The organism is Paraburkholderia sp. BL25I1N1, assembly GCF_003002025.1.
Classification (GTDB): domain Bacteria; phylum Pseudomonadota; class Gammaproteobacteria; order Burkholderiales; family Burkholderiaceae; genus Paraburkholderia.
The window spans coordinates 1-19,931 of the sequence record NZ_PVZB01000043.1 but is presented as its reverse complement, the minus strand read 5'-3'; the positions used below and the strand labels follow the sequence as shown (position 1 = coordinate 19,931).

Annotated in this window: 18 protein-coding genes; 14 read left to right on the top strand and 4 right to left on the bottom strand. The window is 61.7% G+C overall.

The genetic code is table 11. From position 1 onward, the window contains the following. Positions 1–111: 111 nt before the first annotated feature. On the top strand, positions 112–1,185 hold the full coding sequence (locus tag B0G73_RS37720; protein ID WP_106286142.1) for a porin: 1,074 nt from the start codon (positions 112–114) through the stop codon (positions 1,183–1,185). Positions 1,186–1,472: 287 nt separating this feature from the next. Here B0G73_RS37720 and B0G73_RS37710 read toward each other — a convergent pair whose 3' ends face one another. Further along, positions 1,473–3,215 carry a methyl-accepting chemotaxis protein gene (locus B0G73_RS37710; protein WP_106286122.1) on the bottom strand — a complete coding sequence of 581 codons (1,743 nt, stop codon included), beginning with the start codon at positions 3,213–3,215 and terminating at the stop codon, positions 1,473–1,475. Positions 3,216–4,039: 824 nt separating this feature from the next. Here B0G73_RS37710 and B0G73_RS37705 point away from each other — a divergent pair. Further along, the gene (locus B0G73_RS37705; protein ID WP_106286121.1) at positions 4,040–4,549 is read left to right on the top strand and encodes a GNAT family N-acetyltransferase; all 510 of its coding nucleotides are present in this window, start codon (positions 4,040–4,042) and stop codon (positions 4,547–4,549) included. 81 nt (positions 4,550–4,630) lie between these two features. Here B0G73_RS37705 and B0G73_RS37700 read toward each other — a convergent pair whose 3' ends face one another. After that, positions 4,631–5,209, bottom strand: a complete 579-nt coding sequence (locus B0G73_RS37700) for a GNAT family N-acetyltransferase (RefSeq protein ID WP_106286120.1) — start codon at positions 5,207–5,209, stop codon at positions 4,631–4,633. Between the two features lie 947 nt (positions 5,210–6,156). Between B0G73_RS37700 and groES the strand changes: the two genes are divergently transcribed. Together groES and groL are read left to right on the top strand one after the other, a co-directional pair. Continuing rightward, positions 6,157–6,447: a co-chaperone GroES gene (groES, locus tag B0G73_RS37695; protein ID WP_008923887.1), complete on the top strand. Its 291-nt coding sequence runs from the start codon at positions 6,157–6,159 to the stop codon at positions 6,445–6,447. 55 nt (positions 6,448–6,502) lie between these two features. After that, the gene (gene groL, locus B0G73_RS37690; protein WP_106286119.1) at positions 6,503–8,143 is read left to right on the top strand and encodes a chaperonin GroEL; all 1,641 of its coding nucleotides are present in this window, start codon (positions 6,503–6,505) and stop codon (positions 8,141–8,143) included. 167 nt (positions 8,144–8,310) lie between these two features. Here the strand turns inward: groL and B0G73_RS37685 are convergent, their stop codons facing one another. Beyond that, positions 8,311–9,171, bottom strand: coding sequence for a hydroxymethylpyrimidine/phosphomethylpyrimidine kinase (locus tag B0G73_RS37685; protein WP_106286118.1), 861 nt, complete (start codon positions 9,169–9,171; stop codon positions 8,311–8,313). Positions 9,172–9,461: 290 nt separating this feature from the next. Here B0G73_RS37685 and B0G73_RS37680 point away from each other — a divergent pair, with 290 nt between their 5' ends. From B0G73_RS37680 to B0G73_RS37645, 8 genes are all read left to right on the top strand, one after another. Then, complete coding sequence (locus tag B0G73_RS37680; RefSeq protein WP_006047743.1) at positions 9,462–9,632, top strand: rubredoxin; 171 nt, start codon at positions 9,462–9,464, stop codon at positions 9,630–9,632. A 266-nt stretch (positions 9,633–9,898) separates the two neighbouring features. Beyond that, the gene (locus B0G73_RS37675) at positions 9,899–11,311 is read left to right on the top strand and encodes a hypothetical protein (RefSeq protein ID WP_106286117.1); all 1,413 of its coding nucleotides are present in this window, start codon (positions 9,899–9,901) and stop codon (positions 11,309–11,311) included. Between the two features lie 261 nt (positions 11,312–11,572). Next, complete coding sequence (locus B0G73_RS37670) at positions 11,573–12,151, top strand: YqgE/AlgH family protein (RefSeq protein ID WP_106286116.1); 579 nt, start codon at positions 11,573–11,575, stop codon at positions 12,149–12,151. Then, entirely contained in the window at positions 12,148–12,588 is a 441-nt protein-coding gene (gene ruvX / locus B0G73_RS37665; protein ID WP_106286115.1) for a Holliday junction resolvase RuvX, read from the top strand. The genes B0G73_RS37670 and ruvX overlap by 4 nt, the downstream gene beginning before the upstream one ends. Continuing rightward, on the top strand, positions 12,575–13,126 hold the full coding sequence (gene pyrR / locus B0G73_RS37660; RefSeq protein WP_106286114.1) for a bifunctional pyr operon transcriptional regulator/uracil phosphoribosyltransferase PyrR: 552 nt from the start codon (positions 12,575–12,577) through the stop codon (positions 13,124–13,126). Before ruvX ends, pyrR begins: the two co-directional genes overlap by 14 nt. Before the next feature lie 194 nt (positions 13,127–13,320). Beyond that, positions 13,321–14,346, top strand: coding sequence for an aspartate carbamoyltransferase catalytic subunit (locus B0G73_RS37655; RefSeq protein WP_106286113.1), 1,026 nt, complete (start codon positions 13,321–13,323; stop codon positions 14,344–14,346). A gap of 94 nt (positions 14,347–14,440) precedes the next feature. Beyond that, positions 14,441–15,721 (top strand): dihydroorotase, encoded by a 1,281-nt coding sequence (locus B0G73_RS37650; protein WP_106286112.1) that lies wholly within the window; start codon positions 14,441–14,443, stop codon positions 15,719–15,721. Positions 15,722–15,794: 73 nt separating this feature from the next. Next, positions 15,795–16,652: a 1-acyl-sn-glycerol-3-phosphate acyltransferase gene (locus tag B0G73_RS37645; RefSeq protein WP_106286111.1), complete on the top strand. Its 858-nt coding sequence runs from the start codon at positions 15,795–15,797 to the stop codon at positions 16,650–16,652. Positions 16,653–16,701: 49 nt separating this feature from the next. Here the strand turns inward: B0G73_RS37645 and B0G73_RS37640 are convergent, their stop codons facing one another. Beyond that, entirely contained in the window at positions 16,702–17,580 is an 879-nt protein-coding gene (locus tag B0G73_RS37640; RefSeq protein ID WP_106286141.1) for a symmetrical bis(5'-nucleosyl)-tetraphosphatase, read from the bottom strand. Positions 17,581–17,774: 194 nt separating this feature from the next. Here B0G73_RS37640 and B0G73_RS37635 point away from each other — a divergent pair, with 194 nt between their 5' ends. Next, entirely contained in the window at positions 17,775–18,686 is a 912-nt protein-coding gene (locus B0G73_RS37635) for a GDP-mannose 4,6-dehydratase (protein WP_106286140.1), read from the top strand. A 466-nt stretch (positions 18,687–19,152) separates the two neighbouring features. Next, positions 19,153–19,931 (top strand): dTDP-glucose 4,6-dehydratase (gene rfbB, locus B0G73_RS37630; protein ID WP_106286110.1); only part of this gene is annotated, 779 nt, incomplete at its 3' end.

Sequence of the window (19,931 nt, the reverse complement as noted above, 5' to 3'; positions counted from 1 at the left end):
TTGCCGACATGCTTGCGACACGCGCCAGCGCCCCAGGCCGCCCTATCAGTAGTACTCAGTGTTGACGCACGAAAAAAATCATTCGAAAAAATATGAATGGAGACAACCGAAATGAAAAAGGCACAACGGGCAATGGCCAGCTCTCCCGCGCGGAGAATTGTTGGTACGCTTGGACTTACAGCGCTTTTCTGCTCAGTTTTAGCATTGACTTCTGTCGGCGCCCGCGCAGATAGCGGCTCGCAGGTCCAGCTTTATGGCCTCATCGGCACCTATGTCGGGAGTGTCAAACGCAGCGACACGCCGCAATCTGCGGTACTGATGGGGAGCGGCGGACTTACCACTTCCTTCTGGGGAATCCGCGGCAACGAAGACCTAGGCGGCGGCGTCAGTGCCATCTTCGCCCTCGAGAGCTTCTTCCAGCCCCAAAACGGCGCGCAGGGTCGCAATGCGACGGACCCATTCTGGTCACGCAATGCGTACGTGGGATTTAAAGGCGACTTCGGCCAATTAACCTTGGGACGGCACAGAAACCCGACCTATACGGCAGAGTCCCTCGTCAATCCATTCGGATCATCTGTCGTCTTTTCTCCACTCGTTGTCCAGACATTCGTGGCCAATTATGGCGGCACGATCATCGGAGATACGGCGTGGAATAACACTGCCAAGTACACGACCCCGGACTTTAAAGGTTTCGGCGCAACGGTAATCTACGGGCTGGGTGGCGTTGCGGGTTCGCCTGGCATTGGTAACCTCGGCGTTCACTTGAATTATCAAGGTCACGGTCTCACGGCAGTGCTGTCCGGCCAGCGCGTGCGGTACACCGCAGCAGGGCCGGTTGGAGCGCAGTATGCCTATCTCGCGGGCGCAGCGTACGATTTCAAGGTCGTGACGCTCTACGGAGCGTGGGCGATGACGAGTGACGTGAGTACGCCTACAGGCAGCCACACTTACGAAGCCGGTTTGTCGATCCCGTTCTCGCCCGCTGACTTCCTGCTTGCGGAGTGGGCACGCACACAACGGTCAGGGCCCACGCATACGACCAACACCCTTCGAAACACCGCCGCTCTCGGTTACGATCATCTGTTGTCCAAGCGGACGGACATTTACGCGATTTACTCCATTGACAAGCTGAGCGATCATCCCATCGGCAACACATTTGCCGTCGGCATTCGACACACGTTCTAAGGAGCGTTCGCTTCTTTGTCGTCGCTTCCCGTCGCCGAAAAAGCTCGGCGGTGAAGAGGGGTTAGGCGCTTCATACGAGCGGATCTCCTGGACCTGCAGAATGTCTACGCTGTACTCTTCCGCACCAAGCGGAAAATCAGGAATCCTCCGGCCAGGTGCGATGCAGCCTCCGCCTGATCGGGATTCGCCGCGGCCGCATGCGCGGCGGCGAATCTCGCGGGGATAGCGGCGTGAGCCCTTTCCATCGTTTCCATGGTGGGCTCCGTTGATTATGTCGTTCAAGCAACTCAGAACGAGTCCCAGCCTTCGCTGTTGACAGCCGTTGCGCTGGCGCCTGCCAGACGAGGCACTGCGGCCGGCCGGACGGGCGTTGCAGCCTTCCTCGTCGCCGGCCGCGCTGCGCGGGTTGCCGGAAGGGTTGACGGGTTGGCGGATCCGTCCGTTGCATGCGCAGCGGCCTGGGAATCCAGACGGAAGAACGCAATCGCCTGGTTCAACTGCCGCCCCTGATCCTCGAGTGATTTCGATGCGGCTGCCGCTTCCTCCACCAGCGCGGCGTTCTGCTGCGTGACCTCGTCCATCTGCGTGATCGCTTGGCTGACCTGCTCAATGCCCCGGCTTTGTTCGGTCGACGCAGCGGCGATTTCGCCCATGATGTCAGTCACACGCGCCACGGCCTGCGTGACCTCGGACATCGTCTTCCCCGCCTCATTCGCAAGCGACGAGCCATTCTGGATCTTCTGCACGGAGGCGTTAATCAGGTCCTTGATTTCCTTTGCCGCGCTGGACGAGCGCTGGGCGAGGCTGCGCACTTCGCTTGCGACCACCGCGAACCCGCGTCCCTGCTCGCCCGCACGGGCTGCTTCCACTGCCGCATTCAGCGCGAGGATGTTGGTCTGGAAAGCAATCCCTTCAATGATTCCCGTGATATCCGCGATCTTGGTGGAACTCGTGCTGATCTCGCCCATCGTATCGACCACCTGACTGACAACCTCATTCCCCCGTCCCGCCACTTCGGACGCATTGGCCGAGAGTGAACTCGCCTGCTGCGCGTTTTCGGCATTCTGCTTCACTGTTGATGTCAGCTCTTCCATGCTCGCAGCGGTTTCCTGCAGTGAAGCCGCCTGCTGTTCCGTGCGGGAAGAAAGATCGACGTTGCCAGATGCGATCTGGCTCGAACCGGTGGCAATGCTGTCCGCAGAGGCGCGAACCTGGCCGATCAGGCGCACGAGGCTTGCCTGCATCTCGCCCATCGAAGCCAGTACGCTCCCGGCAGGCGCATTGTTCGCCCCCGGCACGGGGCTCAGATCCCCACCAGCCACGCGCTGGGTGACTTCACCCAGTGCGGCCGGCTCCGCGCCGAGAGCACGTGTCAAACTGCGGGTAATCAGCACACCGGCCAGCGCCCCGGCCAAGGCCGCCGCCAGGCAAATGGCGATCAGCACATTCCTTTGGCTGACGTAGTGCCCGGCCGCTTCCTGCACCAACTGCGACTCAACGCTATTGGCGTAGTCCGCGTAAGCCTGCGTCGCCTTGACCAATGCAGCGAGCAGTGGCCGGCATTCGTCATTCATCTTCGTGATGGCTGCGTCATGCTTGCCGTTCAAAGCAAGGTCGACGATAGCCGACGCAACCGGTCCGTAAAGCGATTCGACACGATTGATCTCTGCCACAAGCTCGCGCGCCTGAGCGGTCACGTCGTTGGCATTGGCGACCATCTCGTTAAGCTTTCGAAGGCGGCTGGCGACGGTTTCGTGGGCCTGCGTCACCGCAGCTTTTTCAATCGCCAGATCCTCCGGTTTCGTCACCAGCACCAGATTGCGAGCGGCGATAGCGCGTTGATCAACCGCGGTTCGAACGCCCACGACCATGTCTCCGCGGGCGTTGACGCCCGATATGTAACCTGAGAACTGGTCATTGGAATCGCTCAATGCCTTTAACGAAATGCCTGAGACCACAAGAACAAGCGCGGCTAGTACGCCGAACGCCCACGTGAGTCTGGCTTTCACTGACAGCTGATTAAAGTTCATGTCTCGATTCCACTGAAAGCGTAGTAAACAAGGACGATGGCGGATCGCTGCCGCGCTAACGCCCTGGAAGATGCCGGAGTGCGGGGTGTTCTTGTTCAACGGATGGATCAGTCACCCGCATCAGGTACTACGGCTATAAGGCAAAGATCCTGAAGGGCGGGGTTCCCCAGGGAGCGACTCGCAAACGTTCTCGCGCTATTGTTTTTTTTAATGAAGGAAGCATCTTGTTAGGCTCGCAGGCGACAGTAAGCGGGTGGATTTTTGTCTGATGATTAATCTGAGTGACTGCAGGCCGCCATCCGTTCATAAGCTGTACCAACGAAATGAACTATCCATGGCTTTGAATAGACACCATCGCGGAAATGGGAAGCGTCGGGCGTCTCTTTCGAGCCTGCTAACTGCCGTTCCTTTCGTGATTCGACTGGCGGGATTGGGTTGGTTGCGGTGCTCCGCGCGATATGCGGTTTGAGAGTTCTCGCACGCGTCGGGATCGGGGAGAGTTCGGCCAGGAAAAGTCGGTCGGCTACCGTGTGTCGATCATCGACAATTCGCAATAGCGTGCGGCGCTCGTTTCGCCGCCCCCTGGAAGTCGGCCCGGCCGCCGAACCACATCGGTCAGTTCACAAATTGAATTTAATATGCCAATATCGGCCACATGGAACTCCGTAACGTATCGATTCGGTCTCGTCATTGTCACGGTCGCAAACTTTTGCGCCGCGGTTCGTTACGTCCTGAGCATCGAATTCGACCTCATCGGTCAAACTCCATGTGCAACGACCAAGGCGCCTAAGGCGCCTTTTTTATTTCTCCTCTAAGAGCTGACGATGACCCTCCCGATAAGCTATCGACGCGCGACCATCGAAGATGTTTTGACAATCTGCGAATTGGGTCAAATCTTGAATGCGGGCCACCACTTGGCACGCCCCGACATCTACGCAGATGCCACCACAGAATTTGGCCGGGACAAACCGCACTGGCTCTCCAGCCTGCAAGGAGAAGATCGAGCAACGTTCCTTGCTGAGCTTGGCAGCAAAGCCGTCGGCTTCATTACGATTCAGGTGGTGAAGCCGATAAGCCCGTTATTGCAGCCGACCATCGCTGGTCGCATCGGCTCCGTCGCAGTCTCAGAACAAATCAGAGGACGCGGGGTCGGCAGTTCTCTTATTAAACTCGCAGAAGAGTGGGCGCGGAACCAAGGTGCCACGGACATCAGACTAGCCGTTTGGGAATTTAACGAACAGGCAGTCAATCTGTACCAGGAACTTGGCTACGAAATTCGCGCGTTCGAGATGGGAAAGCGGATTCGGACCTTGGTGGATGTTCCGAACGCGTGAGCCGACGACCGGCGGCGCCTGACGGCACCGTGTGCTCTAAGCCTGCGGAAATCGAAAGGTCGGAGAAGGCTGCAAGACTGTTTAACGTTCTGGACCTTGATTGATTCGCGATGTGAGCACGTGGTCGGCCCATACCCCATTGATCCTTAGATAGGACCGAGCCAAGCCTTCACGCTCGAACCCTAGCCGTTTTAATAGTCGTTCGCTACGAAAATTTTCGGGCCTAAAATTCGCCATTATTCTGTGCAACCCAATTTCGTCAAAGATATAAGTAATGGCAGACGTCAATGCTTCGCGCATGAGACCTTGTCCTTCAAACCGCTTTGCAAGCGAAAATCCAAGATGACATGCCTGAAAGGGCCCGCGCACGATGTTCGTGAAGTTGCAATCACCGACTATTTCGCCGGTTCCCGACGAAATGAGAAGGAGATGCACTGCGACTCCCGAGCTGTTGTTATGCGCCATTGTCGACAGCCGTTGGCAAACGGATTCAGTGTCGAAGAAGCTTTCGTCTCGAAGCGGTTCCCAAGGCTGTAGGTGAGCGCGATTTTCAATGGAGTATTCCCGCAACTCATGCGTGAACTGCTCACATGCCGGCACAAGTTTCAGGCGTGCCGTTGAAATTTCCCGCGGTAGTATGTCGATGTGAACACTCGTCACTGGGGCTCTCCGTTGAAAACGCGGGAGAGTATGTTTAGCCAGAAATTCTTCGTCAACAATTTGGCTGGCGACACGTGATTCAATGTCCGCTCTGGGAAAAGCCAAGAGCGCTGTCTGTCGACGGCCGCGATATACGAAGCCGACTCACGGATTGACTCTTCAAGCGATCAGTCATTGACGGTCTCCGGATCCGCCACGCGTTTTGCTCTCGACCGACCTCTCAATTTCCGACCCAGAAATTTTGCCATCGAGCGATGACGAACTGGTGACGCACATGGATGAAAGGCGCGGCCACAACCTATCCCAGCTGTCTGAACTTGTGGCAATAGTGAGTTTGCCCAGCTCAACGAGGAAGCGTGATGCTGGTGAATCGTTTGAAGCCGCTATGGAAGAGGTACTGAGGGGGCTTGTACAGCGACTCCTTACGCCGTCGTTATCGCATCGCCAAGTGATGAATTAACGATCGAGAATCTGAATCCAGAGCATCCGCACGACGAGGGCGATAGGGTTGCGGTCGCGGGCTGCATGATGTTTTTCGAATTCCCGACCATGGCCGAAGAGCGCGATCGTTTATGGGGTTTACCCTTGATCGAATGTTCATCACCGCGTTTTGCGAGGCGACTTCGTCAGGAACGACTGGGTTTCCTAGCAGCGTGCACAACCCGTACACCACGGCGGCCCCGGTTCTAACTCATTGTTTCTTATGGAAAGTGCGAGCCGTGGCGGTGTTCGCGCGCAAGTCGCGAGTCCAAACATAAGCGAACAAAGTTCAAGGTTAAGCGAATCTCGACACGAATCTCGACAACCGCACCATCCCTTCTTGAATTTGTCACCACCCGTCCATATAATTAGCACTCGCTGCACGAGAGTGCTAACAACATCGCCGGTTGGCTCCGCCAGTCGGGTTTTCTCAGCGTTCTTCAGTCTCAATCAAGAGAGGAGTATGTATGAACCTTCGTCCTTTGCATGATCGCGTGATCGTCAAACGTCTGGATCAAGAAACCAAGACCGCGTCGGGCATCGTGATCCCCGAAGCCGCAGCAGAAAAGCCGGATCAAGGCGAAATTCTGGCAGTCGGCCCGGGCAAGCGTGACGACAAGGGCGCGGCAATCGCGCTCGACGTGAAGGTGGGTGACCGCGTTCTGTTCGGCAAGTACGCAGGCCAGACCGTTAAGGTCGACGGCAACGAACTGCTCGTGATGCGCGAAGAAGACATCATGGCCGTGGTGCAGAAGTAAGCGACAAGTCGCTGCTTTTCCCGGTCGTATCTTAAAGAATTCAAGGAGTTAGAAGATGGCAGCTAAAGACGTCGTATTCGGTGATTCCGCCCGTGCCAAGATGGTTGAAGGCGTGAATATCCTCGCGAACGCTGTGAAGGTCACGCTGGGCCCGAAGGGTCGCAACGTTGTCCTGGAACGCAGCTTCGGCGGCCCGACGGTCACGAAGGACGGTGTGTCGGTCGCGAAAGAGATCGAACTGAAAGACAAGCTCCAGAACATGGGCGCGCAAATGGTCAAGGAAGTGGCTTCCAAGACCAGCGACAACGCAGGTGACGGCACCACGACCGCAACGGTCCTGGCTCAGTCGATCGTCCGCGAAGGCATGAAGTACGTTGCATCGGGCATGAACCCGATGGACCTGAAGCGCGGTATCGACAAGGCTGTGACGGCCGCGATCGAAGAGCTGCGCAAGATCAGCAAGCCGTGCACGACCAACAAGGAAATCGCACAAGTCGGCGCAATTTCGGCAAACAGCGACTCGTCGATCGGCGATCGTATCGCTGAAGCAATGGACAAGGTCGGCAAGGAAGGCGTCATCACGGTTGAAGACGGCAAGTCGCTGCAAGACGAGCTGGACGTGGTCGAAGGTATGCAATTCGACCGCGGCTACCTGTCGCCGTACTTCATCAACAACCCGGACAAGCAAGTCGCCGTGCTCGAAAACCCGTTCGTGCTGCTGCACGACAAGAAGGTGTCGAACATCCGTGATCTGCTGCCGGTACTGGAACAGGTCGCCAAGGCTGGCCGTCCGCTGCTGATCATCGCGGAAGACGTCGAAGGCGAAGCGCTGGCTACGCTGGTGGTGAACAACATCCGCGGCATCCTGAAGACCGTTGCTGTCAAGGCTCCGGGCTTCGGCGATCGTCGTAAGGCCATGCTGGAAGACATCGCGATCCTGACCGGCGGTCAAGTCATCGCTGAAGAAACCGGCCTGACGCTCGAAAAGGCAACGCTGGCTGAACTGGGTCAAGCGAAGCGTATCGAAGTGGGCAAGGAAAACACCACGATCATCGACGGCGCTGGCGAAGCAGCCACCATCGAAGCACGTGTGAAGCAGGTTCGCACGCAAATCGAAGAAGCAACGTCGGACTACGACCGTGAAAAGCTGCAAGAGCGCGTTGCCAAGCTGGCAGGCGGTGTTGCGGTGATCAAGGTCGGCGCTGCGACCGAAGTCGAAATGAAGGAAAAGAAGGCACGTGTCGAAGACGCACTGCACGCAACGCGCGCAGCTGTGGAAGAAGGCATCGTGGCTGGCGGCGGCGTCGCGCTGATCCGTGCACGTACGGCAATCGCCGGCCTGAAGGGCGCTAACGCCGATCAGGACGCAGGTATCAAGATCGTGCTGCGCGCGATGGAAGAGCCGCTGCGCCAGATCGTCACGAACGGTGGCGAAGAAGCCAGCGTCGTGGTGGCAGCTGTTGCTGCTGGCCAAGGCAACTATGGCTACAACGCGGCAACCGGCGAGTACGTCGACCTGGTCGACGCTGGTGTTGTCGACCCGACGAAGGTGACGCGCACGGCGCTGCAAAACGCAGCTTCGGTCGCCGGCCTGCTGTTGACGACCGACGCAGCTGTTTGCGAACTGCCGAAGGAAGATGCTCCGATGGGCGGCGGTATGCCCGGCGGCATGGGCGGCATGGGCATGGACATGTAATTTCGATTGGGCCTCGTCTGGAGGCTCAGTTGGAAGCACATGGGGAAGCGCGCCGCAAGGCGTGCTTCCCAAACGAAAAAACCCGCAGAAATGCGGGTTTTTTTATGGGCGCTCGCCGCGGGCAGAAGCGCCCGGATCAGAGGGCTGCCGACGCTCCGCGCCGGCTATCAGTGCCGCGCTTCGCCCGGCGCCGCGTCCTTGCCGGCTGCCGGCGGCGTTTCGTCGTCGGCACTGCGCGCCCAGAAGAACCGGTCCGGCATATACGCGCCCATGCCCGGCCGGAACGCATTGCGCACGGCCTGGTACAAATACTCCTGCGCCTCGCGCACCGCCTCGGCGGGATCCTGGCCGTTGGCGAGCAACGCGGCGATCGCCGCGCCCAACGTATCCGTCAAGCCCATGATCCGATGGCTGCCACGGTCCCACATGTCCTGACGCAACTGGCCGTCTTCGCTGAAGAGCGTATTGACGTGCCGGTGCGTGCCGGTTTCCGTCGACAGAATGTATTCGCAGCCTTGCGACAGCAGATGCGAGATGGCGGCGTCGAGACTGGGCGCTTCGGCGTCGCCGTCCGGTTGGGCGAGCGCGAGCAGTGTTGCCGAATCGGCGACCAGCAACGTGGTTTGCGGCGCGAGCAGGTCGGCGATCGCTTCGCGCAGTTCGTCGGCGGACAGCACGTGCTCGTCGTCGAGCGTGAAATCGGGGGCGAGAATCAGTGGAATGTCGTCGTAATCGGCGACGACTTCGGCAATCGCGCTCACCACTTCCGCGCGGGTGCAGGCGCCGACCTTGAACGCGGCGATCGGCATGTCTTCCAGCAGCATCCGCGCTTGGGTCGCGACCACTTCGGGGTCGAGCCCGGTGACTTCGTCGCAGCTCGCCGAGTCGCGCACGGTGTAGCCCGTGAGCACAGAGACGCCATGGCAACCCATGCTGGCAAGAGTCATCAGGTCGGCTTGCAGGCCGGAGCCGCCGGTGGGATCGGAAAGGCCGAAGGTGAGAACGATCGGAGGCGTGTCGCTGGGCATGAAGATTTGCGGAAAGGAGCTAAATTTAGGCGCAGAGAGTGCGCAATCGACTCAATTATGCGGCCTAAACCGTCCCGAGGGCGTTTTTTCGCATCTCGCGATGCGTCGCAGCCGGCAAGCGTGGGGCCGGCGCGCGGCACGACGTCGCAACCACTGCGCGGGGCGACGCAACTGCGTAACCAAAGGCCGTCGCACCCTACGATCGCGCGTGTCTGATTGCTAGGCATTGGGGCGGCAACACGGTACCATCATGGCTCCCGTTTCCCCGGACTCTACGACGCGACACAAGAATGGAATATCAAAGCTGGATGTGCCTGATTTGCGGCTGGATTTACGACGAAGAAGCCGGTTTGCCGGACGAAGGCATTGCGCCGGGCACGCGCTGGGAAGACGTCCCCATTAACTGGACCTGCCCGGAGTGCGGCGCGCGTAAGGAAGACTTCGAGATGGTCCAGATCTGAAGTCCGGGAGCAGCCGGCAGGCCGGCTGCGGGCCGTGCCGCATGCCCGCGGCGCGGCGCTGGCGTGATGTTTCGCGGCCGGCGTGCCGCGCCGGATCGAACGCACACGGTACGTTCTGAAGTTTGCCCCAACGCGTCGACGCGGAACGTCCTCGGCCGCGCCGTGTCGCAACGTTAGTCTGTCATTGTCCTGTCGCCGGTTCGCGCGTTAGCCGATCAGTCTGCGTGCGGAGAGGCGACGGCCCGTCAGCTTCGTGTCGCCTGCCCATGACTCCTCAATCCGCTGCACCCGTTTCCTTCGATGCCTTGCCGAATCCGCGCGGCGGCGCCGTGCGCCCCGCCGAGCTTGCGCTGGCCGAGGCGCTGCTGGCGTTCGAACAGCATAGCGAGAGCACGTCGGCGCTGCTGCGTGCGTCGCACGCACTGCGCGGGGCCGGCTGGCTGAGCGCTCAGCGTTTCGCTGACGCATTGGTGCGGGTTTCGCCGCTGGTCGAGGGCGACCCGGTCGACGCGTTGAGCGCGCGCCCCGTGTTCGGCGCGGCGTTGCGCGACTTCCGCGCCGCGCTCGAGCGTCACAACTTGCGCGAGCTGTCCTGCTCGCCGGTCCTGTTCGATCATTACCGGGCGCTCGGCACGCATCTGTCGGAGCACACACCGGGTTCCACCATCGCCTTCGAAGATCTCGCGTTGACCGCGCGGCCGGTGCCGCCGGTCTCGCTGCACACGCAGCCCGCCGATCAACTGGCGCATCTGCGCGCGCGTTACGAACGCGCGCTGCTGCCGGTGCTGCGCTCGCAGGCCAACACCGGCAGTGCGACGGCGCTGGCCGTCACCAACGCGGCGCTCGACGAACTGGACGCCGTCTTCGGCGAACTCGCCGGCCCGGACCCCTACGATTTCTGGCGACTCGCCAAGGCTTGCGCCAAGGCGTTGCGGGTCAGCGGCCGCGCCACGGGCGAAACCGACGCGCGGCGTTTTTACGCGCGTTGCAACCTTGCGCTCGCCGATCACGCGCGCGGCATCGAGCTTGCGCCGCGCTCACTCGTGCGCGCAACGCTTGCGCTGCTGTGGCGCGACTACGCGTTGTTCGGCGCCGCCGCGGAAGACGCCGACCAGGTGGAAGTGCTGCACGACTACGGCTTGACGGTCGACTGGCACGTCGCGGGCACCCAGGCGTCCGAAATGCTTTGGGAAGCGGGCGCCGTGCAGGCCCAGGCGATCAGCGCCAGCCGTAGCGCCTTGACGCGCGAATTGGGCGTGCTGGCGGTGAATGTGAACGCCTACGAAGATTTTCTGCAAACGGCGGACGCATCGATCTCCGCGCTGACCGAGCATGCCCGTGCAGCGGACCAGCCGGAGAAAGCCGATCCGAGCGAAGCGCTGCAGGCGGGCGACGCCGCCTACCGGCTCGGCTCCGCCGCGTGCGCGCTGGGCCTCGGCCACGTGGCGCTGCTAGCCGATGCGCTGGGGCTCGCGTGGCGCCGTCGCGCGCATGCCGGCGTCTCGACGCCCGCGGTACGCGCGCACGTGATCGTCGGCGCCCCGGCGGCGAGCACACTCGAGCAGGCCGCCGAAGCCTTGCGCGCCACGCTGCACAAAGTTGCCGCGGGCGTTGCGCCACCCGGCGGCGGCACCGCGCTGGCCGCCTTGACGCGCTCCATCGAGCAGGGCGGCGCGTGAGTCATCGGCGCACCGGGTCGTGGGGCGCGCCGGTCCGTCTGTCACCGGGTCGTCACTGGCCGCGGTGAAGCGACGTGGCCGCACGCCACGCAACACGCGTGCCGCGACACAGCGGGAACCTGCACGGTGGCGAGCGCCCGCGTGCGTGATAGAGTGCAACTTGATCCGCCGTCGATGGCTCGCGGCACGCTTCATGGCACACATCGCGGTCCCACGCTCAAAGCCCCGCCATCCTGCATCGTCTTTGCTAAAATCCGAACTATGTCCAAGAGTACCGATCGCATCAATCTGACCAACCAGTTCCTGATCGCCATGCCGAACATGGCGGATCCGACGTTTTCGGGAACGGTGGTCTACCTTTGCGATCACAGCGAGCGCGGTGCGCTCGGCCTCGTGATCAACCGGCCGACCGATATCGACCTGCAAGCGCTCTTCAGTCGCATCGATCTCAAGCTCGAGATCGAACCCCTTCTCCATGTGCCCGTTTATTTCGGCGGCCCGGTGCAAACCGAGCGCGGCTTCGTGCTGCACGATCCGAAAGACGGTAACGCGTACACGTCGTCCATGTCGGTGCCGGGCGGTCTCGAGATGACCACGTCGAAAGACGTGCTCGAAGCCGTGGCGAGCGGCACGGGTCCCGAGCGTTTCCTCCTCACGCTCGGCCATGCCGGCTGGGGCGCGGGTCAGCTCGAAGAAGAGATTTCGAAAAACGGTTGGCTGACGGTCGAAGCCGACCCGAAAATCATCTTCGACGTACCTGCCGAAGAACGTCTCGAAGCCGCGTTGGCTCTTCTCGGCATCAACCTGTCGATGCTGTCTGGCGAGGCGGGTCACGCATGAGTCTGCCGGCCGGACGTGAGGCGACGCTGCTTGCGTTCGACTACGGTGAAAAACGCATCGGCGTGGCGGTCGGCAATTCGCTGACGCGTCGCGCGCGGCCGCTCGTGATCGTGCAGAACCGCAGCCGCGAATATCGGTTCGAGGCAGTCGGCAAGCTGATCGCCGAATGGAAACCGAACGCGCTCGTGGTCGGTTTGCCATTGCATCCGGACGGCACGCCGCACGAAATGACGCAACTCGCGAAGCGCTTCGGCAATCAGCTGAATGGCCGCTTCAATCTGCCCGTCACGTGGGTCGACGAACGCTATTCGTCGGTCGAGGCGAAGGCGGAAATCCGCGCAGGCAACGGCCGCGCCGACATGCTCGACGCCGAAGCCGCCAGCATCATCCTCCAGCAATATCTAGACGGACTTTCCGACGATCATGAGTTCCATTGACGCCGAAGCGCTTTATCGCGCGTTGCTCGAGCAGATTCGCGCGGTGTATGGCGACCAGCTCGGCGCCGGAAAAGACGGCGCCGAGGGCGCCGTGCTGGCCGGCATCTACAGCGGCGGCGCGTGGCTTGCCGAACGGCTGGCGCGCGACCTGAACCTGCCGAGTTTCGGCGTGGTGAACGTCGCGCTGCATCGCGACGATTACGCAAAAAAAGGGCTGCACTCGCAGGCAAGCCCGACCTCGCTGCCGTTTTCGGTCGACGGCCGCCGTATCGTGCTGGTCGACGACGTTCTCTACACCGGCCGCACGATTCGCGCGGCGCTCAACGAACTGTACGACTACGGCCGCCCGGCATCAGTCGAACTGGCGGTGCTGGCCGATCGCGGTGGACGTGAATTGCCGGTTGCGGCACGCTTTGTCGGCGGCGTGGTGGACATTCCCGCCGACGCCACGCTCGTGCTGGCCCGCACGGAGCGCGACGAAGCAGGCGGCGCATCCGCGCAGCGTTTCACTTTTCACACTGAAGCACGCGTCGATTGAACAGGGCGCGATGTGCGAGGCGCGCAGCGGTTCCGTCGCAATCGGCGCATGGCATCGAGCCATCACAGGCCACGCAAGAGAGATTTATCGAGCCGTTCGCCGCAGCTAAACGCGCGAAAGCCGGCCCGGCATCGTCACACGCGGTCCGCATCGACACCGATCACGTTGAAGTCCGTATTTGAAGCAGGTACATCATGACCACCGCCACCCAGGCCCCCAAGGATTCCGCCGACAGCGCCACCGAGCGCTTCCGTTACGGCTTCCTCAAGGGCAACCCACAGCTCACGAAAAACGGCGAGCTCAAACATCTGTTGTCGATCGAGGGCTTGCCGAAGGCGATCGTCAATCACATTCTCGACACCGCCGATCAGTTCGTCAGCGTGACCGATCGCGAAGTGAAGAAGGTGCCGCTGTTGCGCGGCAAGTCGGTGTTCAACCTGTTCTTCGAGAACTCGACGCGCACCCGCACCACCTTCGAGATCGCCGCGACGCGTCTGTCGGCTGACGTGCTGAATTTGAATATCAACGCGTCGTCGACCAGCAAGGGCGAGTCGCTGCTCGACACGATCAACAACCTCTCGGCGATGCATGCCGATATGTTCGTCGTGCGCCATGCATCGAGCGGCGCGCCGTACCTGATCGCCCAGCATTGCGCGCCGCACGTGCACGTGATCAATGCCGGCGACGGCCGTCATGCGCACCCCACGCAGGGGCTGCTCGACATGTACACCATCCGCCACTACAAGAAGGACTTCACGAAGTTGCGCGTGGCGATTGTCGGCGACATTCTGCATTCGCGCGTCGCGCGCTCGGACATTCACGCGCTGACCACGCTCGGCGTGCCGGAAGTGCGCGCGATCGGTCCGCGCACGCTGTTGCCGGGCGGCCTTGAACAAATGGGCGTACGCGTGTTTCACAACCTCGACGAAGGCCTGAAGGACGTCGACGTGATCATCATGCTGCGTCTGCAGAACGAACGGATGAGCGGCGCGTTGCTGCCGTCGGCGCAGGAGTATTTCAAGAGCTGGGGCTTGACGCCCGAGCGTCTCGCGCTCGCCGCGCCCGACGCGATCGTGATGCACCCCGGCCCGATGAATCGCGGCGTCGAAATCGATTCGCAAGTGGCCGACGGTCCGCAATCGGTGATTCTGAATCAGGTGACTTTCGGTATCGCGGTGCGCATGGCGGTGATGGGAATTGTCGCGGGCAATCACGATTGATTCCGCAGATGCGGAGCCGCGTCACTCACGCACAGTACGAACCCGCGACACGTAACGCGGAATTAGCTGAACTCAGCTGAATATAAGGCAGCGCATGAAGATTCATATTCAAGGCGGCACGCTGATCGATCCGGTAGCGGGCACCGAACAGCAGCAGGACATTTTTATCGCTGCGGGCAAGATCGCCGCCATCGGCCACGCGCCCGCGGATTTCCACCCGGAGAAGACGATCGACGCCCAAGGTCTCTGCGTCGCGCCCGGTCTGGTCGACCTATCGGCGCGGTTGCGCGAGCCGGGCTACGAACACAAGGCGACGCTCGAATCCGAAATGGCCGCCGCGCTCGCGGGCGGCGTGACGAGCCTCGTCTGCCCGCCGGACACCGATCCGACGCTCGATGAACCGGGCCTCGTCGAGATGCTCAAGTTCCGCGCGCGCAATCTGGACCAGGCGCATGTCTATCCGCTCGGCGCGCTGACGGTCGGCCTCAAGGGGCAGGTCATCACGGAGATGGTCGAGTTGACCGAAGCGGGCTGCATCGGCTTTTCGCAGGCCGACGTGCCGGTGGTCGATACGCAGGTGCTGATGCGCGCGCTGCAATACGCGAACACCTACGGCTATACCGTGTGGCTGCGTCCCGTGGACGCCTATCTCGGCAAAGGCGGCGTGGCCGCGAGCGGCGCGCTGGCGTCGCGGCTGGGGCTCTCGGGCGTGCCGGTGTCGGCGGAAACCATCGCGCTGCACACCATCTTCGAACTGGTGCGCGTGACCGGCGCGAGGGTGCATCTGTCGCACGTGTCGGCGGCGGCGGGCATTGCGTTGATGCGCGCGGCGAAGGCTGAAGGCTTGCCGGTGTCGTGCGACGTCACCGTGAATCACGTGCATCTGATCGACCTCGACATCGGCTATTTCGACGCGCAGTTCCGCCTCGATCCGCCGCTGCGTCAACAGCGCGATCGTGAAGCGATTCGCGCGGGCCTGGTCGACGGCACGATCGACGCGATCTGCTCCGACCACACGCCGGTCGACGACGACGAAAAGCTGCTGCCGTTCGCCGAGGCTACCCCCGGTGCGACCGGGCTGGAGCTGTTCCTGTCGCTGACGGTGAAGTGGGCCGACGAAGCACGCGTGCCGCTCGCGAAGGCGCTGAACCGCATCACCACGGCGCCGGCCAACGTGCTCAAACTGGACGCGGCCGGCCGTATCGCCGTGGGCGGCGTGGCCGATCTCTGCGTGTTCGACCGCAACGCGCATTGGCGCGTCGAGCCGCGTGCGCTGAAGAGCCAAGGGCATAACACGCCGTTCCTCGGTTACGAACTGCCGGCGCGCGTGCGTGCGACCATCGTGTCCGGGCATGTCGCATTCGAACAGCGTTGATAGCCGCGATGCTGCCACGTTCATTGTCCCGCTCATAGGCCGGCTCGCTGGCCCAATCAGGAACGCTCCGACCATGAAGCTCGCGTTACGCAAGGCCCGTCTCGTCGTTCATCTGCTGCACGGCATGTGGATCGTGGCGACGCGCTTTCCCAAAGCCAGCGCCGAGGTGCGTCACACGCTCAATCGCGAATGGTCGCTGAAGATGCTGCGCCTGTGCGGTATGCGGCTCGTCGTGCATAACGACAGCGCGCGGCTCGATCGCGGCGCGCTGGTGGTCGCCAACCACATTTCGTGGATCGACATCTACGTGATCAACGCGTGGCGGCCCACGCCGTTTGTCTCGAAGGCCGAGATCCGGCAATGGCCGGTGGTCGGCTGGCTCGCGCAGCAACTGGACACGGTGTTCATTCAGCGCGAAAAGCGCAGCGACGCCAGGCGGATCATGCATGAACTGTCCGACCGCCTAAGCGCGGGCGAACTGATGTGCGTGTTTCCCGAAGGCACCACCTCCAATGGGCTTGGGCTGCTGCCGTTTCACGCGAACATGTTTCAGGCGGCCGTGTCGGCGTCGGCGCCGGTGCAGCCGCTGTGCATAATGTATGAGGACGCGCAGGGCCGGCAATCCACGGCGCCCGCCTATATCGACGATCTGTCGCTCGCCGATTCGCTGAATCTGCTGCTGGGCGGCGGACCGCTCACCGCGCATATCTATGTCTGCGCACCGCTCGCGCCGGGCGCCGACCGGCGCACATTGGCGGCGGAAGCGGAAGGCGTGATCGCCGCCGCATTGCGGGAGATGCAAAGCGGCGCCGCGATGACGGGCGCGGTGATGGCGGAGCGGCCCGCTACGTCTGCCGCAGCGGCAAAGCTGATTGAAGAACCGGTTGAAGAACCGGTCGATCAGGTCGACCGGTCAGGGCGTTCGGCCTGAATTTCGACCTATGGTCGATCCCGACATGTGACCGGGTCGCCGTGGCGGCTTAATTGCCGCCGGCCGCAGCGCGGCAGTTCTCGCACTCGACCTGTGTCAGCGTACGCTCCGCGGGCTGTTGCGCGAGACGCACGGCGGACAGTTGTTCGCCCCACACGCAGCCTGAATCGAGGCCTATCAGGTTGTCACGCAGAATCAGCCCGAGCGCGGCCCAATGACCGAACACCACGGTCACATCGGCGGTCTTGCGCGCTGGGACATCGAACCACGGCATGCAACCCGGCGGCGCCGCATTCAGGCCGCCGCTGCTGCTGAAATCCATGGTGCCTTCGGCGGTGCAGAAGCGGATGCGCGTCAACGCGCTGCACGTCAAACGCAGCCGCTCGATGCCTTTCAGTCCCGGTTTCCAGCGGTTCGGCTCGTTGCCGTACAAACCGGCGAGCGTCTCCTTCCAGTTCGGCGCACGCAGGGCGCGCTGCAATTCGTCGGCGAGTTCGAGCGTCAGATTCACGTCCCACTGCGGCAGCACGCCCGCGTGGACCATCAGCATGCCGTTGTCGAAGTGCGCGATGGGACGGTGGCGGATCCACTCGAGCAGGTCGGCGGAATCCGGCGCGGCGAGAATCTCGTCGATCGTGTCGCCTTTCTTCGACTTGCGAATCCCCGCCGACACCGACAGCAGATGCAGATCGTGATTGCCCAGCACCGGCACTGCCTGCTCGCCGAGCGCGATGACGTCGCGCAACGTGGCCAGCGACTCGGTGCCGCGGTTGATCAGGTCGCCCGCGAACCACAGCGGCGTGCCGGCTGGCGGCGCGGCCTTGGCCAGCAGTTGCTGGAACGGCGTGCGGCAGCCTTGCAGATCGCCGAAGGCGAGCGGGAGTAGGGGCGGATCGGAAAGCGCGGGAGACGTAGTGGCGGGTGTCATCGAGGAAATGAGTGCGGTTTGATACACGCTGTTACGCACGCGGCGTGCCGCGTTGGGCAATGCAACATATTAGCGTGACATAATAGCCCGTTTGAAGGCTTGGTATCGGGCCAAGGCGCCGCTGGCAAGCGGCCCGGCGCAGGGCGCCCAAGATATTGCGACACAACAGGATGACTTTCATGAACGGAGAAAGCATGTCGTCTTTTCATGCAGAGCAACCTATTCGTACGCTCGTCACCGGGGCGAGCGGCTTCACTGGCCGCTATCTGGTCGACAACCTGCTCGGACGCGGCCACACCGTGATCGAAACGGTCGCGGGGCGCGATGAGGCGGAAACGCCGACGCGCCTGCGGCTCGACATCACGTCGCCGGACGCCTGCCGGCGCGTGATCGAAATCGCGCGGCCCGACTACATCGTCCACCTCGCTGCGATCAGCTTCGTAGGCCATAACGATCCGCTCGACTTTTACCGCGTCAACGTGATCGGCACGCTGAACCTGTTGGAGGCGTGCGCCGCCGTCGGTCATACGCCGCGCAAGCTGCTGATCGCGAGCAGCGCGAACGTGTACGGCAACGTGACGAGCGCAGCGATCGACGAGAGCTTTCCGGTCACGCCGGTCAATCACTACGCGGCCAGCAAGGCAGCGATGGAAACGATGGTGCGGACCTGGTTCGACCGCCTGCCGATTCTGATCGTGCGGCCGTTCAACTATACCGGCCGCGGCCAGGCATCCAACTTCCTCGTGCCCAAGATCGTCGAGCACTTTGCGCGCCGCGAACCGTCGATCGAACTCGGCAATATCGACGTAGCGCGCGATTTCTCCGACGTGCGCTACGTGGCAAGCGCTTATGAAGCCTTGCTCGACTCCGAGGCCGCCTCGGAAACGGTGAATGTCTGCACCGGCACGCCCTTTACATTGCGCGAAATCCTTTCTGCGGCGAGTGATCTGACCGGGCATGAACTCGAGATTCAGATCAATCCCGCCTTCGTGCGGCAAACCGATGTGAAGATGCTGGCCGGTTCGCCCGCCAAACTGCGCACGCTCGTGCCGAAAGTCGAGGCGATTCCGTTCATGGATACGCTGCGCTGGATGCTGGCGGCATAATCGGCCGCATTTACGCGGCGATCCGCCATCTATTTGGGGCATGGTGACGCGCGACTTTTCGTTCGCGTATAAACAATCACAATGCGCCGCATTGCAGGCTGATTTGATCAGACGTATGCGGCGTTTGCTACCGTTTTTCCGAGTGCATGACGCTGAATCAGACCGCTAGCCGTTTCATCCGCGCGGCGTTCCATCATGCTTGCGACCGCTCACAGCGACATGCGACATGAAAGTGACGGCCGAATTAGCTGATGGAAACCAAACTTGTCAAGCTGTTTCAAGTTGTTAGGGTTCTAGTTTTTGCCTTGGGCGGCTTTATAATCGGGGCTTCATAAGATTGGCGTTTGAGCGTCCGTCCGCAGAGCGCGGGCGGCGGCGGGCGTCGACAAGATTACGACACCACAACGCGTGGTAGCAGGTTGGTCCATTTACTTTGACCTGCCACCATCATCTGGAAGGGAATTTCATGATTCTGGTAACGGGCGGCGCCGGTTTTATCGGCGCCAATTTCGTGCTCGACTGGCTCAATGCGTCGGACGAAGCGGTACTGAACGTGGACAAGCTGACGTACGCCGGCAATCTGGGTACGCTCAAGTCGCAACAAAACAATCCGAAGCACATTTTCGTGCGCGCGGATATCTGCGATCGCGCCGCGCTCGACGCGCTCTTCACCGAGCACAAGCCACGTGCCGTATTGCACTTTGCCGCCGAGAGCCACGTGGACCGTTCGATTCATGGCCCGGCTGATTTCGTGCAAACGAACGTGGTGGGTACCTTTACGCTGCTGGAAGCGGCCCGTCAGTACTGGACTGCGCTCGGCGAGGCCGACAAGGCCGCGTTCCGCTTCCTGCACGTCTCGACCGATGAAGTATTCGGCTCGCTCTCCGCGACCGATCCGCAATTCTCCGAGACCACGCCGTACGCGCCGAACAGTCCCTACTCGGCTACGAAGGCAGGTTCCGATCATCTGGTGCGCGCCTACCATCATACGTATGGCCTGCCGGTGCTCACTACGAACTGCTCGAACAACTACGGTCCCTACCAGTTTCCCGAAAAACTGATTCCGCTGATGATCGCCAACGCGCTCGGCGGCAAGCCGCTGCCGGTGTATGGCGACGGTCAGAACGTGCGCGACTGGCTGTATGTCGGTGACCATTGCAGCGCGATCCGCGAAGTACTCGCGCGCGGCACGCCGGGTGAGACGTACAACATCGGCGGCTGGAACGAGAAGAAGAACCTCGACGT

Coding starts and splice junctions, on each gene's coding strand:
- B0G73_RS37680 (WP_006047743.1), top strand. CDS start 9,462: ATGGAATATCAAAGCTGGATGTGCCTGATTTGCGGCTGGATTTACGAC.
- B0G73_RS37720 (WP_106286142.1), top strand. CDS start 112: ATGAAAAAGGCACAACGGGCAATGGCCAGCTCTCCCGCGCGGAGAATT.
- B0G73_RS37645 (WP_106286111.1), top strand. CDS start 15,795: ATGAAGCTCGCGTTACGCAAGGCCCGTCTCGTCGTTCATCTGCTGCAC.
- B0G73_RS37685 (WP_106286118.1), bottom strand. CDS start 9,171: ATGCCCAGCGACACGCCTCCGATCGTTCTCACCTTCGGCCTTTCCGAT.
- groES (WP_008923887.1), top strand. CDS start 6,157: ATGAACCTTCGTCCTTTGCATGATCGCGTGATCGTCAAACGTCTGGAT.
- pyrR (WP_106286114.1), top strand. CDS start 12,575: ATGAGTTCCATTGACGCCGAAGCGCTTTATCGCGCGTTGCTCGAGCAG.
- B0G73_RS37670 (WP_106286116.1), top strand. CDS start 11,573: ATGTCCAAGAGTACCGATCGCATCAATCTGACCAACCAGTTCCTGATC.
- B0G73_RS37650 (WP_106286112.1), top strand. CDS start 14,441: ATGAAGATTCATATTCAAGGCGGCACGCTGATCGATCCGGTAGCGGGC.
- B0G73_RS37705 (WP_106286121.1), top strand. CDS start 4,040: ATGACCCTCCCGATAAGCTATCGACGCGCGACCATCGAAGATGTTTTG.
- B0G73_RS37710 (WP_106286122.1), bottom strand. CDS start 3,215: ATGAACTTTAATCAGCTGTCAGTGAAAGCCAGACTCACGTGGGCGTTC.
- B0G73_RS37675 (WP_106286117.1), top strand. CDS start 9,899: ATGACTCCTCAATCCGCTGCACCCGTTTCCTTCGATGCCTTGCCGAAT.
- B0G73_RS37635 (WP_106286140.1), top strand. CDS start 17,775: ATGTCGTCTTTTCATGCAGAGCAACCTATTCGTACGCTCGTCACCGGG.
- B0G73_RS37640 (WP_106286141.1), bottom strand. CDS start 17,580: ATGACACCCGCCACTACGTCTCCCGCGCTTTCCGATCCGCCCCTACTC.
- ruvX (WP_106286115.1), top strand. CDS start 12,148: ATGAGTCTGCCGGCCGGACGTGAGGCGACGCTGCTTGCGTTCGACTAC.
- groL (WP_106286119.1), top strand. CDS start 6,503: ATGGCAGCTAAAGACGTCGTATTCGGTGATTCCGCCCGTGCCAAGATG.
- B0G73_RS37655 (WP_106286113.1), top strand. CDS start 13,321: ATGACCACCGCCACCCAGGCCCCCAAGGATTCCGCCGACAGCGCCACC.